This is a genomic window from Antarctobacter heliothermus, from assembly GCF_002237555.1.
In the GTDB taxonomy this organism is placed as follows: domain Bacteria; phylum Pseudomonadota; class Alphaproteobacteria; order Rhodobacterales; family Rhodobacteraceae; genus Antarctobacter; species Antarctobacter heliothermus_B.
Window position 1 is genome coordinate 3,633,579 of record NZ_CP022540.1, and the last position, 15,841, is coordinate 3,649,419.

A 15,841-nucleotide genomic window follows, 5' to 3' on the forward strand; every position below is an offset into this window, starting at 1 on the left:
AGGAGGAACAAAAATGGACCCGAACCGCCTGAACGGCAAGAACATCCTGATCACCGGCGCAGGCCGTGGCATGGGTGCCGCCAATGCCGAAAACTTTGCCGCGCAGGGCGCAAACGTGTGTCTTGGCGATCTCGATCCCGATGCGGCACAGGCCGTCGCCGAGCGCATCAACGAGGGTGGCAACGGCAAGGCAGTGGCCGTCCGGATGGACGTGACCAAGCGCGAAGACAACGCCGCCGCCGTGGCCGCCACGGTCGAGGCCTTTGGCAGTATCAATGTCGCGGTGTTCAACGCCGGTTTGAACAAACCCCGGTTCTTCATGGATATCGACGAAGACAACTGGGACATGATCATGAACGTCAACACCAAGGCGATGTGGTTAGGGATGCAAGAAGCCGCCCGCCAGATGATTGCTCAGGGACCGATGGACGATCACCCCTACAAAATCATCAACGTGGGCAGCATCGCCTCACGCAAACCACTGATCGATGTCACGGTCTACTGCACCTCGAAATATGGCTGTCTGGCTCTGACCCATTGCGGCGCAATCGGGCTGTCCGAACACAACATCACCGTCAATGGCTATGCGCCCGGTGTCGTGGTCACACCGCTGTGGGAACAGTTGGACAAGGATCTGGTCGATATCGGTTTCAAGCAGCGTGAGGGTCAGGCCTATGACGACATCGTGCGCGACGCGCTCCAGATAAAGCGGGTGTCCTACCCCAAGGACATCACGGGCACCGCGTCTTTCCTGGCCAGCGACGACAGCGACTACATGACCGGCCAGATGATCCACGTCGATGGGGGCTGGTGCATCCAGTAACCCCGACAATCCCCTGATTTCATACAAAACAACGGGCACGCTCTGTCGGGCCTGAAGGAGAAAGCCATGTCTCGCGCCTTGATGCCGAACCTGCTCACCCCCAAGGATCTGGAACCAAACTGGGAGTGGCGTGAACGCCTGCCCGCATGGGGTCACACCTCGGTCGATTTCGAACGCCGCGTGGACCATGACAGGTTGCGCCGCTACCGGCTGGCGCGCACGCGTCAGGCCCTGCAGGCCTCCAACGCGGGCACCCTGCTGCTGTTTGATGTGAATAACATTCGCTATGTCAGCGCGACCAAGATCGGCGAATGGGAACGGGACAAGATGTGCCGCTTCTGCCTGCTGACCGGCGACGACAGCCCCTATGTCTGGGACTTCGGCTCTGCCGCGATGCACCACAAACGCCATTCTGACTGGCTGGAGCCGGACCACTGTCTGGCGGGTGTTGTCGGCATGCGCGGCACCATCCCGCCGGAATTTGGCCTGATGCAGAAATACGCCAAGCAGATCGCCGGTCTGATCCGCGACGCGGGTATGGCGGACATGCCTGTGGGCGTCGATTACGCCGAAACCGCCATGTTCCACGCCCTGCGGGAGGAAGGCATCAATGTGGTCGACGGGCAGCAGATCATGCTGTCCGCGCGGGAAATCAAGAACTGGGACGAAATTCAGCTGCTGACACAGGCCGCCGCCATGGTCGATGGCGTCTATCACATGATCTACGAAGAGCTGAAACCCGGCGTGCGTGAGAACGACATCGTCGCCCTGTCCAACAAGATGCTGTATGAGATGGGCAGCGATGACGTCGAGGCGATCAACGCCATCTCTGGTGAACGCTGTAATCCTCATCCGCACAATTTCACCGACCGGTTGATCCGCCCCGGCGATCAGGCGTTCTTTGATATTCTCCAGTCATATCAAGGATATCGGACCTGTTATTACCGCACCTTCAACGTGGGCCGCGCCACGCCCGCGCAAAACGATGCCTACGTCAAGGCGCGCGAATGGATCGATGCGTCCATCGCGATGATCAAACCCGGCGTCAGCACCGACAAGGTGGCCGAGGTCTGGCCCACCGCTGAATCCCTTGGCTTTCCCAATGAGGACGCGGCCTTTGGCCTGCAGTTCGGTCACGGTCTGGGTCTGGCGCTGCATGAACGCCCCATCATCAGCCGCGCCGTCAGTCTGGATCACCCGATGGAGATCCAGACCGGAATGGTCTTTGCACTGGAAACCTATTGCCCGGCAGCAGACGGCTATTCCGCCGCGCGGATCGAGGAAGAGGTGGTTGTGACCGAAACCGGCTGCGAGGTCATCAGCCTCTTCCCGGCCGAGGAACTGCCGATCGCCAACCGCTACTGACCCGCGGGTGCCGGGCTGAAGCCCGGCCTACCAATCACGCCGTAGGCCGGGCTTTAGCCCGGCACCGCTGCCGAAAGGACATCCCTCATGGCCAAGACAAACACCGAAGATTACCTGCGCATGTACGCCCAGATGGTCCGCATTCGCACCTTTGAGGACACCGCGAACCAGCTGTACCTGTCGGCCAAGATGCCGGGGTTGACCCATATGTACAGCGGCGAAGAGGCTGTCGCCGTGGGCATCTGCGAGGCGCTGACCACATCCGACAGGATCACCTCAACCCACCGGGGCCACGGCCATTGCGTTGCGAAGGGGGCCGCGTTCAAGGAAATGTTCTGCGAACTTCTGGGCAAGGAAGAGGGCTATTGCCGGGGCAAAGGCGGCTCTATGCACATTGCCGACCAGTCGAACGGCAATCTGGGGGCCAACGCCATCGTGGGCGGATCCATGGGAATCGCCACCGGATCAGCCTTTACCGCAAAGATGCTGGGGCGCGACGATGTCACCGTCTGTTTTTTCGGCGACGGTGCCACCGCGCAGGGCCTGATGTATGAGGTCATGAACATGGCCGCGCTGTGGCAATTGCCGGTGATCTACGCCTGCGAAAACAACGGCTACTCTGAATACACTGCAACGGCAGAAATCGCTGCCGGGTCGATCACCGCCCGCGCCGAGGCCTTTGGCATCGAGGCGCATCAGGTGGACGGGCAGGACGTTCTGGCCGTCAACACGCTGGCGCAGGATCTGGTGGCGCGCGCCCGCAAGGGCGAAGGCCCGTTTTTCATCGAACTGATGACCTATCGCTATCACGGCCACCACGTCGGCGACATCAACCGCGAATACTATCGCTCCAAGGACGAAGAGCGCGACTGGAAGGACAACCGCGATCCGATCGTCAAGTTTCGCGGCTGGCTGGTCGATCAGGGCGTGGCCACAGAGGCAGAGATCGAGGCGATGAATGCCCAGATCAAACAGGATGCCGCAGAGGCCGTCGATTATGCGCTGAACGCCCGCTACCCGGCCGAATCCGAGGTCGACATGCACGTCTATGCCGACATCGAACACGCGCTGGCCCCACACACCGCCTGAGGAGAGAGAAAATGCGAGAGATCACCCTGTCCCAGGCCGTCAACGAAGCATTGGCCGAGGAAATGCGCCGCGACGACACCATCTTTATCATCGGTGAGGACGTGGCCGAGGCGGGCACGCCCTTCAAGGTGCTCAGCGGTCTGGTCGAGGAGTTCGGCACCGGGCGCGTTGTCGATACCCCGATTGCCGAACCCGGTTTCATGGGCTTGGCCGTGGGGGCCGCCATGACCGGCACCCGCCCGGTCGTGGACCTGATGTTTGGCGACTTCATCTATCTGATTATGGATCAGCTCTGCAATCAGGCGGCCAAGACGCACTACATGTCCGGCGGCAAGATGCGCGCGCCATTGGTGGTGCGCACCAATCTGGGGGCCACCCGCCGCTCTGCCGCGCAGCACAGCCAATCCCTGCACGCGCTGGTGGCCCATATTCCGGGATTGAAGGTGGCGCTTCCCTCCTCCGCCTATGAGGCCAAGGGCCTGATGAAAACCGCCATCCGCGACAACAACCCGGTGGTGATTTTCGAAGACAAGCTGATGTACAATGACAAGGCCCCGGTACCGGAAGAGGAGTTCCTGATCCCCTTCGGGGTGGCCAACATCAAGCGCGCAGGCACCGACATCACCCTGATCGGCACATCGTCCATGGTGCAGGTCTGCGAAAAGGCAGCAGAGATCCTGTCCCGCGAGGGCATTGAGGCAGAGGTCATCGACCCGCGCACCATTGTGCCGCTGGACGAGGACACGCTGTTGGCCTCCGCGAAAAAGACCAGCCGCGTGATTGTCGTCGACGAGGGCCATCAAAGCTATGGCATCACCGGGGAAATCGCGTCTCGGCTCAATGAAAAGGCGTTCTATCATCTGGATGCACCGGTAATGCGCATGGGGGCGATGGACGTGCCCGTGCCGTTCTCCCCCGCGTTGGAGGATCTGACGGTCCCGACACCAGAGGCCGTCGCCGAAGGCGCCCGCAAGCTAATGAGCGGGGAGTTGATCCATGCCGCTTAGGGAAACCTCTGCTAGCGGGCCGCATGAGGTGATCATGCCCGCTCTGGGCATGGCGCAAGACACCGGCCTGATCGTCGCATGGCACAAATCGCCGGGCGACGCGGTGGCCGAAGGCGATGTGCTGTTCGAGGTCGAAACCGACAAGGCCACGATGGAGGTCGAGGCCCCCGCCGCCGGTTTCCTGACCGATGTGACAGCGCAGGCCGGAACGGACGTGCCGGTCGGCAACGTGATCGCATTGATCTCACAGACCGCCAAAGCGGCAGGCAACGCGCCCGACGATCCGCCCGCCGAGACGAAGGACGACGGCGGTGACTCTTTGCCGGACGGCAAGGAGGTGATCATGCCCGCACTTGGCATGGCACAGGACACCGGCCTGATCGTCGCGTGGCATAAGTCCCCCGGCGAGGCGGTCCGCGCCAGCGACATCCTGTTCGAAGTCGAAACCGACAAATCCACGATGGAGGTCGAGGCCGGGCAGGACGGCTATATCGCGGCGCTGTTGGCCGAAGCGGGCGAAGAGGCCCCCGTGGGCGGCGTCATTGCCCTGATCTCGGCAGAGCGGCCGGACGCCCCGATACAACGCAGCCTTGCCAGAGGCGCGGCGCAATCCGCACCCGCCAAGGATATCGCACGCCCAGCCGCTGCCAAACCTGCCGCCACACCCGCTCCAAAACCAGCGGCCCCATCCCCCATCGCCACAAATGGCAGACTGCTGGCCTCGCCCAAGGCGCGCCGCCTTGCCCTGCAAGAGGGGCTGGACCTGAACCGCCTTGTCGCGGCGGGCCATCCGCAACCCTATCATGTGCGTGATCTCGATACCCTGCGCGCCCTGCCCGACGCCGCACCCAGAACGACACAGGCAGGCACCGCCGCCCGACGTCTGACCGCGCAGGTCGCCGACGGGTTCTCCGGCTTTGCCGACTGGGCGTCAGAGACCGCCGGGCTATCGGATGTGTCGGCGCTGCTGGCCGGGCTGGCGGCGGCCAGTCTGGGGCGCGGGACAGTGGTGGATGTAGAACGGTTCGCGCACAGCCGCACTTACGCCACCCACGCGCAACTGGGGCAGACGGCCCCAACCGACGCCGCACCGCAACTGCGCCTGCGCGACCTGCGCGGCGCCCATGTACGCGGCGTGCAGATCGGCCCCGAAGAGGTGCCGGTGCTGACCCTGAGCGACGGCGACACAGGCATTGCCATCACACTGGAATGCAGCGCCGACCAACTATCCCCCGGCGACGCGCTCCGCCTCATTTCCAATTTTGCAGGTCGGGTCGAACACCCGCTTCGCCACCTGCTCTGACCTCGGGAGACCGACATGGACCACACCGATCTCTATATCAACGGCCAATGGCACAAGGGGAGCGACCGTTTCGACGTGATCAATCCCGCCACCGAAGCGGTACTGGCCTCCGTCGCCTCTGCTGACATTGCCGATGCCGACGCGGCGCTGGACGCCGCCGAGGCCGCAATGAAGGATTGGGCTGCCCGCACACCGCGCCACAGATCCGAAGTGTTGCGCAAGGCGTGGGAGCTGATGACCGCACGGCTGGACGATTTTGCCCGGCTGATCACGCTGGAAAACGGCAAGGCGCGGGCCGATGCGCTGGGTGAGGCAACCTATGCCGCCGAATTCTTTCGCTGGTTTGCCGAAGAGGCGGTGCGCGCCAACGGACAGTTGGGCCACGCGCCCGCCTCTGGCGCGCGGATCATGGTCCAGCACAAACCCGCCGGTCTGGCGGTGCTGGTCACGCCGTGGAACTACCCGGCGGCGATGGGCACGCGCAAGATCGCCCCGGCGCTGGCGGCGGGCTGCGGCGTCATCATCAAACCGGCCTCGGAAACACCTCTGACCATGCTGGCGCTGATGCCCTTGCTCGAAGAGGCGGGCGTGCCGCCCGGTCTGGTCAACGTACTGCCCAGCAAACGCACCGGCGCGCTGGTCGATCACATGCTGCACGATCCGCGCGTGCGTGTGATCAGCTTTACCGGCTCAACCGGCGTGGGGCGCAAGCTATTGCACTCTGCCGCCGATCAGGTGCTGAAACCGGCCATGGAACTGGGCGGCAACGCGCCTGTCGTGGTGTTTGAAGACGCCGACATGGATACCGCCGTTGAGGGCACGATGCTGGCCAAGATGCGCAATCTGGGAGAGGCCTGCACCGCCGCCAACCGCATCTATGTGCATCAGAATATCGCCGCTGAGTTCACCCACCGTCTGACCGCCGCGATGCGGGCGCTCAAGATGGGCGATGGCACCGACCCGACCGTCGATGTCGGCCCGCTGGTCAATGCCGACACGCGCGACAAGGTCGCGGGTTTTGTCGCCGACGCGGTGGCCAAGGGCGCGCAGATCGAATGCGGCGGCACCACGCCCGACGGTCCGGGCTATTTCTATCCGCCGACGGTGTTGTCCAATGTGCCGGAAACCGCCGATTGCGTGCGGGACGAGATTTTTGGCCCCGTCGCCGCAATCCAGACATTTTCCGATCAGGACGAGGTGATCCAGCGCGCCAATGACACCGAATACGGGCTGGTTGCCTATGTCTTTTCCGGCGACATGAAACGCGCGCTGCATGTTTGCGAACGGCTGGAATACGGCATGGTCGGGCTGAACCGGGGTCTGGTGTCTGATCCGGCGGCCCCGTTCGGTGGGGTCAAACAATCCGGCCTGGGTCGCGAAGGCGGACATGAAGGGATGCTTGAGTTCATGGAAACCCAATACATCTCGGCGGCGTGGTGATGGCGATGCGAGAGGTGATCGCCGCCCCGTCCGTCCGCGCCCTGGCTCTGGAAAAGGGCATAGATCTGAACGCATTGGCCCGCGATCTGGGCCGAACCACCATTGCGCGTGAGGATCTGGAACGCGGCCCACCCGCCGCCGCGCCGACGTCCGATACCTCTTATTGGCAGGTCGACCACGCGTCCTACGGCCCGGTGGAGACACAACCGATGAGCCGGTTTGCCCAGGTCTCCGCCGCGAACCTGTCGGCGGCGAATGCGCAAATCCCCCAAGTCACCCACCACGATCGCGCCGATGTTTCCGCCATCGAGAGCTTTCGCAAGAGCCTGAAACCAGAGGCAGAGGCGCGCGGCGTCAGGCTGACCGGGCTGGCATTTCACGTCATGGCGCTGGCGCGGGCGCTGCGGGACTATCCACGCTTTAACGCCTCACTGTCCGCCGATGGCAAGTCGCTGATCCTGAAAAACTATGTCCACATCGGCATTGCCGTCGATACCGAACATGGCCTGATGGTGCCGGTCCTGTGCGATGCGGACAAAAAGGGGCTGTGGCAGATCGCGGCGGACATCGCCGATCTGGCTACCCGCGCACAAAGCCGCAAGATCGGACCGGATGAGATGGGCGGTGGGTCAATGACGATCACCAATCTGGGTGGCATCGGCGGCCATGCCTTTACGCCCATCGTGAACCCGCCAGAGGTGGCAATCCTAGGCATCACCCGCACAGAGATGACGCCACAGTGGGACGGCACCGCGTTCCAGCCGGTGCCGATGGTGCCACTGGATCTGAGCTATGATCACCGCGTGATCAATGGCGCAGAGGCGGCTCGGTTTACCTCTCGCCTGTGTGCCCTGCTGGCGGACCCGCGCCGCCTGATGATCTGACGCACATCACGACGCCGACCTTCTGGTCGGCCTCGCACACCAACCGGCCACAGGCGCATCAGAACACCCGGGTTTTGGGGGCGAAGTTTGCTAACTCTGCGATGGTCCCGATCGCGCCTGCTAGGTTCTGAATCGGACTGGTCTGATGCCCCTAAGTGCCGCCTTGCGAACTGGGCTGGCACGTCTGCGGCTGATCTCGGTCAAGGCGGCTCTGGGATTGATGCCCATTATGCATCAGCATGAACTTACCCTCTTCACGCGCGGATTCGCCCACAACACTCCGTCGATTCGGTGATGGACAGCCCCTTCCCCGGCCTTCGCGGACGTCCTTGGCATCTCAACGATGCTGACTCTGGTCGTCACACCCGCCATGTTGTCTCTGAGCGAGACAAAGGCGCGGCGGGCACAGCCACCCCCGGCAATTGTCGCGCCACAGTCAACTTGAGGCGGGCCAGCAGATGCAGACACCCCTTGCGTTTACCACACGCGGCCTGACCAAGGTCTATGGTGAAGGGCGCTCTGCCGTCCACGCCCTGCGCGGCGTCGATCTGGAAATCCCGCAGGGTGAGATCGTCGTACTGCTGGGCCCCTCCGGCTCCGGCAAATCAACCCTGCTGAACATCATCGGCGGACTGGACCGCGCGACCGACGGCACAGCCCATTTCCGCGATCAATCCCTGTCAGAGATGAGCGACGCGGAACTGACGCGCTACCGGCGCGACCACGTCGGTTTTGTGTTTCAGTTCTACAACCTGATGCCCAGCCTGACGGCGCAGGAGAACGTCGAACTGGTGACCGAAATTGCGGCTAATCCGATGGACCCGGACGCCGCCTTGGCGCTGGTTGGCCTGAAGGAACGCACCGATCACTTTCCGGCGCAACTGTCGGGCGGCGAACAACAGCGTGTCGCCATAGCGCGCGCCATCGCCAAACAGCCCGAGGTATTGTTCTGCGATGAACCCACCGGCGCACTGGACAGCACCACAGGCCGCGCCGTGCTGGAGGTGTTGCGGGACGTGAATGCGCGGCTCGGCTCGACCGTGCTGATGGTGACGCACAACGCCAACACCGCCGCCATGGCCGACCGGGTGATCCATTTCGCTGATGGCGGCATCCGCGAGGTTGTCCGCAACCCCACCAAGCTCAGCCCTTCGGAGATCGAGTGGTGAGCCCGCTGGACCACAAGCTGTTGCGTGATCTCTGGCGCATCAAGGGTCAGGCCATCGCCATCGGGGCCGTCATTGCCGTCGGCGTCATGATGCTGGTCATGATGACCGGCCTGACCGCCTCGCTGACCCAGACCCGAGACGCGTATTATGAACGCTACCGGCCGGCCGATGTCTTTGCGTCGGTCAGCCGCGCGCCGGAACGCCTTGGCAGCAGACTGGCAGCGATCCCCGGCGTGGCCTCTGTGCAGACCCGTGTGGAGGGCCGCGCGCTGATCGACCTGCCGGGGCAGGTTCTGCCGGTGCAGGCGCAGGCAATGTCCCTGCCAGACCGCGGGCGACCGGCGCTGAACGATGTCTATCTGACCAACGGGCGGATGCCTGCGGCAGGGCGTCCCGATGAAATCCTGTTGTTGCAGAGCTTTGCCGCCGCCCATGACCTGCGCCCCGGCGACAGCCTGCGCGCCACGATGAACGGCGCGCGGCGCAGCTTTGACATTGTCGGCCTCGCCCAAAGCCCCGAGTTTTTGTACATCACCGCCCCGGGGGAGCTGATCCCCGATGACGCCCGGTTCGGCGTGATCTGGATGAGCCGCGCAGGCCTGTCCGCCGCCTACGACATGTCGGGTGCCTTCAATGAGGCGCTGATCGGGCTGTCGCGCGGGGCCAGCGAACCGGCGGTCATGGCGGCTATCGACCGCGTGCTGACCCCCTACGGCGGGACCGGCGCCTATCCACTGGCCCATCAGACCTCGAACCGCTTTGTCTCGGAAGAGATCGCCGGGTTGGAGGCCGCCGCCACCGGCGTGCCGCCGATCTTTCTGATGGTCGCGGCCTTTCTGCTGTATATCGTGATCAGCCGCATCGTGCAGGCCGAACGCGGCCAGATCGGCCTGATGAAGGCGTTTGGCTATACCAACACAGAGGTCGGGGCCCATTACTTCAAGCTGGTGATGGCCATCGCGGTGGGCGGCGCGCTGGCCGGGTGTCTGGCGGGCATCGCCACAGGGCGCGCAATGGTCGGGTTATACACCACCTACTACAAGTTTCCCTTTCTGGTCTTCCAGCTGGACCCGGCCTCGTTTGTGATCGGCGTCGCGGTCAGTATCCTGTCGGCCTCTGTCGGCGGGCTGCTGGTGTTGCGGCAAGTCTTTGCCCTGACGCCCGCCGATGCGATGCGCACCCCCTCGCCGCCCGATTTCAGCCGCACGGGCCGGATGGGTCGGGCCATCGGCAGTGTTCTGGATCAACCCTCGCGCATGGTCATGCGCCGCATCACCCGGCAACCTGTCAGGATGGCGGGGGCGATGATCGGCATCGCCAGCGGCATGGCGCTGTCGGTATCCATGATCACGATCTATGCGGGCTTCGATCAGACCATCGACCTGACCTTTTCCGTGGTCGACCGCAGCGATGTGACCGTCAGCTTTACCCACCCGGTCAGCGACAAGACCCTGTTCGAACTGGCCCGCCTGCCCGGCGTTCAGCGGGTGGAACCTGTTCGCAATGCGGCCGTCGTGTTGCGCAACGGCGTGAACAGCTATCGCGGCGCGCTGACCGGATTGCCAGAGAATCCGACACTGAACCGCGCACTGGATGACCGGATGCAGCCCATCGCCCTGCCCCAAGGCGGCGTTGTCCTGTCCCGCGTGCTGGCGGACATGCTGGACATCCAGCCCGGTGATACGCTGGGCGTCGATGTCCGCGAAGGCCGCCAACCGCTGTTGGACCTGCCCGTCTCCGGCATTGCGGAATCGCTGCTGGGCGCCCCGGCCTACATGGGGCTGGATGCACTCAACGCCGCCCTGCGGGAGCCGGGGCGCGTGTCTGGGGCCTACCTGATGATCGACGAGGCACAGGGGGGCGCGATCTATGCCGCCTTGCAGGACATGCCCACCGTTGCGGGCGTCAGCCTGAAATCGCAGGCACGCGATGCCTTTGTCACCTTGATGAACACCGGCGCGGGGGCGATCCGCTATGTGATGGGGGCGCTTGCCTTTGTCATCACCTTTGGCATTGTCTACAACGCCGCCCGCATCGCACTGGCCGAACGCGCCCGCGATCTGGCCAGCTTGCGGGTGATCGGTTTTAGCAAAGGGGAAACCGCTTTTGTGTTGCTCGGTGAGCTTGCGGTTGTGACCCTCGTCGCGCTGCCGGTGGGCGCGCTCATGGGCTATTACATGTCCTTCGGCATTGCCGCAGGCTTTTCGACCGACCTCTATCAAATCCCCGCCATCTTTGACCCTGTCAGCTATGGGCAGGCGACGCTGGTCGTGCTGACCGCTGCAGTGGTATCCGGCTGGCTGGTGAAACGCGATCTGGACCGCACCGACCTGATCCAAGCCCTCAAGACCCGGGAGTAACCAATGGCCAAAGCAAAGAAACGGTCCCGCCTTGTGCTGACACTGATCACCGTCGCTCTGGTGGCGGGCGCCCTCACGGCGGCCTTCTGGCCCCGGCCGCTGATGGTGGATCTGGGCACAGTGACCCGCGGCCCGATGCAGGTCACCATCGACGAAGAGGGCCGCACCCGCGTGGCAGAGGCCTATGTGGTCTCGACCCCGGTTGCCGGGCGGTTGCTGCGCGTTCAGGTTAATCCGGGCGATCCGGTTGTGCGCGGCAAGACGGTTGTGGCGCATATGCGCCCCTCAAATCCGTCCGCACTGGACGTGCGCACCCGCGAACAGGCACTGGCCGCCGTTCAGGCCGCCGAGGCGGCGCTGCGGGTGGCACGCGCCGATCTGAATGCGGCCATCGCCAACCGCGATCTGGCCAACTCGGAACTGTCGCGGACGGTACAATTGAACGAACGGCTGGTGGCCAGCGCCGCCGAACTGTATCTCGCCCGCCAGAACGCCCGCGTCGCCGAGGCCTCGGTCGAGACGTCAGAGGCGGCAATCTCCATGCGCGAGGCCGATCTGGCCAACGCCCGCGCCCAGTTGATCAAGTTTGACGATCAGGGGCTGGCGGCGGCGATCAACGGCAACGCAAGCGACGACATCCCGCTGCACGCGCCCGCCGACGGGCGCATTCTGCGCGTCATTCAGCAAAGTGAAACGACCCTGCCCGCCGGGGCCGCCATCATGGAAATCGGCGACGTGCACGGCGATCTGGAGGTGGTGGTTGAATTGATCTCATCCGATGCGGTGCAGATTGCAACGGGCGCGCCGGTGATCATCGACGACTGGGGCGGAGAGGCCCCCTTGCAGGGCGAAGTCCGCCGCATCGACCCCTTCGGCATCACCAAGTTCTCTGCCTTGGGGGTCGAAGAACAGCGCGTTCCCGTCACAGTCGCCCTGACGGACCCGTCAGAGATCCGCAGCGGCCTTGGCCACGGCTACCGCGTCGAGACGCGCATTGTCATCTGGAGCGATGAGGACGCGCTGAAAGTCCCGGCAAGCGCCCTGTTTCGTGCAAACGACGGCTGGGCGGTCTTTGTCATGCTCGATGGTGTGGCAGAGCGCCGAACCGCCGAGATCGGACGCAACAACGGCATCGACGCCGAAGTGCTTGGCGGCCTGAATGCCGGAGATCGGGTCGTCTTGTACCCCTCTGCCGCGATTGAGGACGGCGCATCCATCGCGCCCCGCAGCCTGGACTGACGGAACGACCCGTTGGATCAGACTCGCGGTCAAAAGGGGGCACCGGGCACGCATTATCAAGAACAGCACCTTCAACCCGGCCAACGTCGCTGATCTGAACGTCGTTGTCTGGATAAGGATGGGGCCACAGTCCGGGGCGTCGATTTGTTTGAACGCGAAATGCGGAACCGGGCGACACCGAAAAACCGCATCCTTTAGTGGCACAACCGGGAACGCGTGTTTGTCACAAGGAATAAGCCTGCCCAAAGGCGCTTGTCCTGACCATTTTTTGCACGGACCCGGCCACTTTGGCCCCGGTTCAGGTGTCAGCGGACCGCGCAATCTGCTAACACCGGGCCCAACCTACGGGCCGTCTTTTGCGCCCTGCACCATGGCAGGATTTTACCTTGTTTCGATTTCTCAGACCCTTCCTGTCCAAACCCAAACAAGACAGGCTGGCGCAGGCCATGGAGCGGTTGGACACATCTGCCGAAACATTCCGCCGCGCAGCCGAGGCCTGCGGCCCGCCCCATTCGCAACTGTTCTGGCAGCTTGCCGGGGCGACCGCCGATTTACGCACACGCATCGAAGCGGACCCAACCCAGATCACCCCGCTGAGAAAGCTCATCTTTTTCTTCATTCCCAAGATGTCCGAACTATGTACCCGGTGGACCGGACTGGCCGCCATGAACCCGCTGACCGCCCCCGATCCGCGCGCGCTGGATGATTTCCAATCCTATCTGTCGCTGATCCGCGCCGCCGAACAAAGCTGTCTTTCGCAGCAATATGACGGGCTGCACGCCTCCATGGCGGCCATGGAACAGCAAATGGCGCGGCACGGATCGTGACCCGTCCTGCAGACTTCTCGGACATGGCATTCTGCCATTCCTGGCGCAGCTATCAGGCCCGGCTGCTGGAAGAGATCGACGATCATCTCAAGGACGACAAACTGCATTTCGTGGCCGCCCCCGGCGCGGGCAAGACGGTGCTGGGGCTGGAAATCATCCGGCGTCTGGGGCGCAGGACGCTGATCCTTGCGCCCAGCCTGCTGGTCCGCGACCAATGGATCGCCCGCCTTGTGACGGATTATCTGGGCGGCGCGGTTCCGGACTGGATCAGCACCGACATCACTTCGGACGCGCCGATCCGGGTCAGCACCTATCAGAACATCCACACCAGCCGCACCAAATTCCTGCCGCCGTTTGATCTGCTCTGTCTGGATGAGGCACATCACCTGCGCCGGTCGTGGTGGAAAACCCTGACCCGGCTGGCAGAGCGGACCGGCTGCATGACCTTGTCGCTGACCGCCACGCCGCCCTATGACGTCAACGCGTCCGAATGGAACAACTACACCGCCCTGTGCGGCCCGGTGGACGCCGAGATTTCGGTGCCGGAATTGGTGCGCAGCGGTGATCTGTGCCCGCATCAGGATCTGGTCTATCTGGCCCCCGCCGCCAATGGACGCGACTATCAGGACAGTCTGATGTCCGAACGCGCGCTGTTCGACGATCTGGCCGGGGACGACGCCCTGCTCGCAAGCCTGACTGCCGATCCCTGGATTGTCGAGACGCAGACCCATGTCGCGGCCATTCTGGACAACCCTGTCCGTTTCAGTGCGATGCTGGTTTACCTGCGCCACAACGACCGCCCCGCGCCGCCCTATGCCAGACGGGTCTTACAGGTCAACGATGCGGACTGGCCGGCGCTGGACTGGCACTGGCTGCTGACCCTGTTTCAAGAGTTCCCAACGGAAAAACTGCCGCCCGATGTCCTGACCCGTCTCAAGGGCGCAGGCGCGCTGCGCAATGACAGGTTGACCTTGCCGCCTCCGGCCTTTGCCGACCGTCTGCATCTGCTCAGGAACGATCAGGCCAAACTGGATGCAATGCCCGACATCTACGCCACCGAACGTGCTGCACGCGGTACAAGGCTGCGCATGGCGATCCTGCTGGACCGGATTGGCAAGACCAACCTGCGCCTGCCCGACGCGCCGCCGGGCTTCAACACGCTTGGCGTGTTCCGGCATCTGCTGGACCACGTTGGCCAAACCCCGATGGCCGTACTGACCGGGCAGTTTGCCATACTGCCGGACGCTCTTGGCACCGGGCTGGAGGGGCGCACCGTTCCCGGTGTCCCCGGCTATCTCCTTGTCGGGGGCGCGCAGCATTCCGACGCCGTCAGCCGCGCGAACCGGGCGTTTTCCGCAGGCGATGTTGAGGTCATCATCGGCACGCAGTCTTTCCTTGGCCAAGGCTGGGATGCACCTGCATTGAATGCGCTTGTGCTGGGGACGAACCTGAAAAGTTTTGTCGCCGTCAACCAGTTGCGCGGCCGGGCGCTGCGCACCTCATCAACGCAGCCCGACAAGACCGCGCATATCTGGCACATGGCCGTGGTGCCCGATCACCGTACCGAAGGCGACGACATCGACCGCCTGAAACGCCGCTTTGAGTGTTTCGTGCGGCTGGACCGGGACGCCCGCGCCATCCATTCGGATTTCGCTGTGGCCCAGACCGTCACTGACCAGAACGCCTTGGCCAAGACGCGCGCGGACACTGGCGGATCACTGGCGGATGAATGGCAGGCGGCGCTGAAGACTGACAGCGGACCCAAGGCAAAACTGACCACACGCACGGTCCTGCCATCGCGGCAGCGGTTACAGGCCCTGCCGGTTCCGGCCCTGTCATTCTGGGGCCGTCTGGCTGCCGAGTTTGGCCGCCCCCCATCGGTGTCACAGGCCCAAAGGGGGATTGAACGGCTCGCCAAGATGACAATCGCCAGCCTGTCAGAACTGGGCGACCTGCCGCCCGTGACCGCCGATCTGATCCCGCTTGTGGCATGGGACGGAACCACATGGCAGGTGGGGATCACCAGCACCTGCAAACTGGACGAGGCGATCTTTCACGAAACGCTCCAGCAGATGTTCAACCCGGTGGACAGTCCGCGCTATGTGATCTCGGTGAAATCCGGGTTTCTGCATAGCAATTTTCAGTATTTCGCCGTGCCGGATCGGTTTGGCTCTCACAAGGACCGCGCGCGCATCTTCTGGCGCAACTGGCAGGGCTATGTCGGGCGCGGCACGTTGGTCTACACCCGCACGGTAGACGGACGGGGCGTGCTGCAAGCGGCCCGGATCAGCAGTTCCGGACGCCGCACATCCACCAGAACCAGATGGCAATGACC

Annotated in this window: 12 protein-coding genes; all 12 read left to right on the top strand. The window is 63.6% G+C overall.

The genetic code is table 11. The features are described from left to right. The first annotated feature begins 13 nt into the window (after window positions 1–13). The 12 genes from ANTHELSMS3_RS17315 to ANTHELSMS3_RS17370 all read left to right on the top strand — a co-directional run bounded on the left by ANTHELSMS3_RS17315 (window position 14) and on the right by ANTHELSMS3_RS17370 (window position 15,839). On the top strand, window positions 14–823 hold the full coding sequence (locus ANTHELSMS3_RS17315; protein WP_094035972.1) for an SDR family NAD(P)-dependent oxidoreductase: 810 nt from the start codon (window positions 14–16) through the stop codon (window positions 821–823). A 66-nt stretch (window positions 824–889) separates the two neighbouring features. Then, window positions 890–2,188: a M24 family metallopeptidase gene (locus ANTHELSMS3_RS17320; RefSeq protein WP_094035973.1), complete on the top strand. Its 1,299-nt coding sequence runs from the start codon at window positions 890–892 to the stop codon at window positions 2,186–2,188. 87 nt (window positions 2,189–2,275) lie between these two features. Next, window positions 2,276–3,277, top strand: a complete 1,002-nt coding sequence (locus tag ANTHELSMS3_RS17325) for a thiamine pyrophosphate-dependent dehydrogenase E1 component subunit alpha (protein WP_094035974.1) — start codon at window positions 2,276–2,278, stop codon at window positions 3,275–3,277. Window positions 3,278–3,288: 11 nt separating this feature from the next. After that, window positions 3,289–4,284 (top strand): alpha-ketoacid dehydrogenase subunit beta, encoded by a 996-nt coding sequence (locus ANTHELSMS3_RS17330; protein ID WP_094035975.1) that lies wholly within the window; start codon window positions 3,289–3,291, stop codon window positions 4,282–4,284. Beyond that, window positions 4,274–5,587, top strand: coding sequence for a biotin/lipoyl-containing protein (locus ANTHELSMS3_RS17335; protein WP_094035976.1), 1,314 nt, complete (start codon window positions 4,274–4,276; stop codon window positions 5,585–5,587). The genes ANTHELSMS3_RS17330 and ANTHELSMS3_RS17335 overlap by 11 nt, the downstream gene beginning before the upstream one ends. Window positions 5,588–5,602: 15 nt before the next feature. Further along, window positions 5,603–7,027, top strand: coding sequence for an NAD-dependent succinate-semialdehyde dehydrogenase (locus ANTHELSMS3_RS17340; RefSeq protein WP_094035977.1), 1,425 nt, complete (start codon window positions 5,603–5,605; stop codon window positions 7,025–7,027). Then, entirely contained in the window at window positions 7,027–7,911 is an 885-nt protein-coding gene (locus ANTHELSMS3_RS17345) for a 2-oxo acid dehydrogenase subunit E2 (RefSeq protein ID WP_254694765.1), read from the top strand. Before ANTHELSMS3_RS17340 ends, ANTHELSMS3_RS17345 begins: the two co-directional genes overlap by 1 nt. 458 nt (window positions 7,912–8,369) lie before the next feature. Further along, window positions 8,370–9,080 carry an ABC transporter ATP-binding protein gene (locus ANTHELSMS3_RS17350; RefSeq protein ID WP_094035978.1) on the top strand — a complete coding sequence of 237 codons (711 nt, stop codon included), beginning with the start codon at window positions 8,370–8,372 and terminating at the stop codon, window positions 9,078–9,080. Next, window positions 9,077–11,440 (top strand): ABC transporter permease, encoded by a 2,364-nt coding sequence (locus tag ANTHELSMS3_RS17355; RefSeq protein ID WP_094035979.1) that lies wholly within the window; start codon window positions 9,077–9,079, stop codon window positions 11,438–11,440. The genes ANTHELSMS3_RS17350 and ANTHELSMS3_RS17355 overlap by 4 nt, the downstream gene beginning before the upstream one ends. Window positions 11,441–11,443: 3 nt before the next feature. Next, window positions 11,444–12,679 (top strand): efflux RND transporter periplasmic adaptor subunit, encoded by a 1,236-nt coding sequence (locus tag ANTHELSMS3_RS17360; RefSeq protein WP_094035980.1) that lies wholly within the window; start codon window positions 11,444–11,446, stop codon window positions 12,677–12,679. 386 nt (window positions 12,680–13,065) lie between these two features. Beyond that, window positions 13,066–13,506 carry a hypothetical protein gene (locus ANTHELSMS3_RS17365; protein WP_094035981.1) on the top strand — a complete coding sequence of 147 codons (441 nt, stop codon included), beginning with the start codon at window positions 13,066–13,068 and terminating at the stop codon, window positions 13,504–13,506. Next, window positions 13,503–15,839: a DEAD/DEAH box helicase family protein gene (locus ANTHELSMS3_RS17370; protein ID WP_157733556.1), complete on the top strand. Its 2,337-nt coding sequence runs from the start codon at window positions 13,503–13,505 to the stop codon at window positions 15,837–15,839. Before ANTHELSMS3_RS17365 ends, ANTHELSMS3_RS17370 begins: the two co-directional genes overlap by 4 nt. Window positions 15,840–15,841 lie beyond the last annotated feature (2 nt).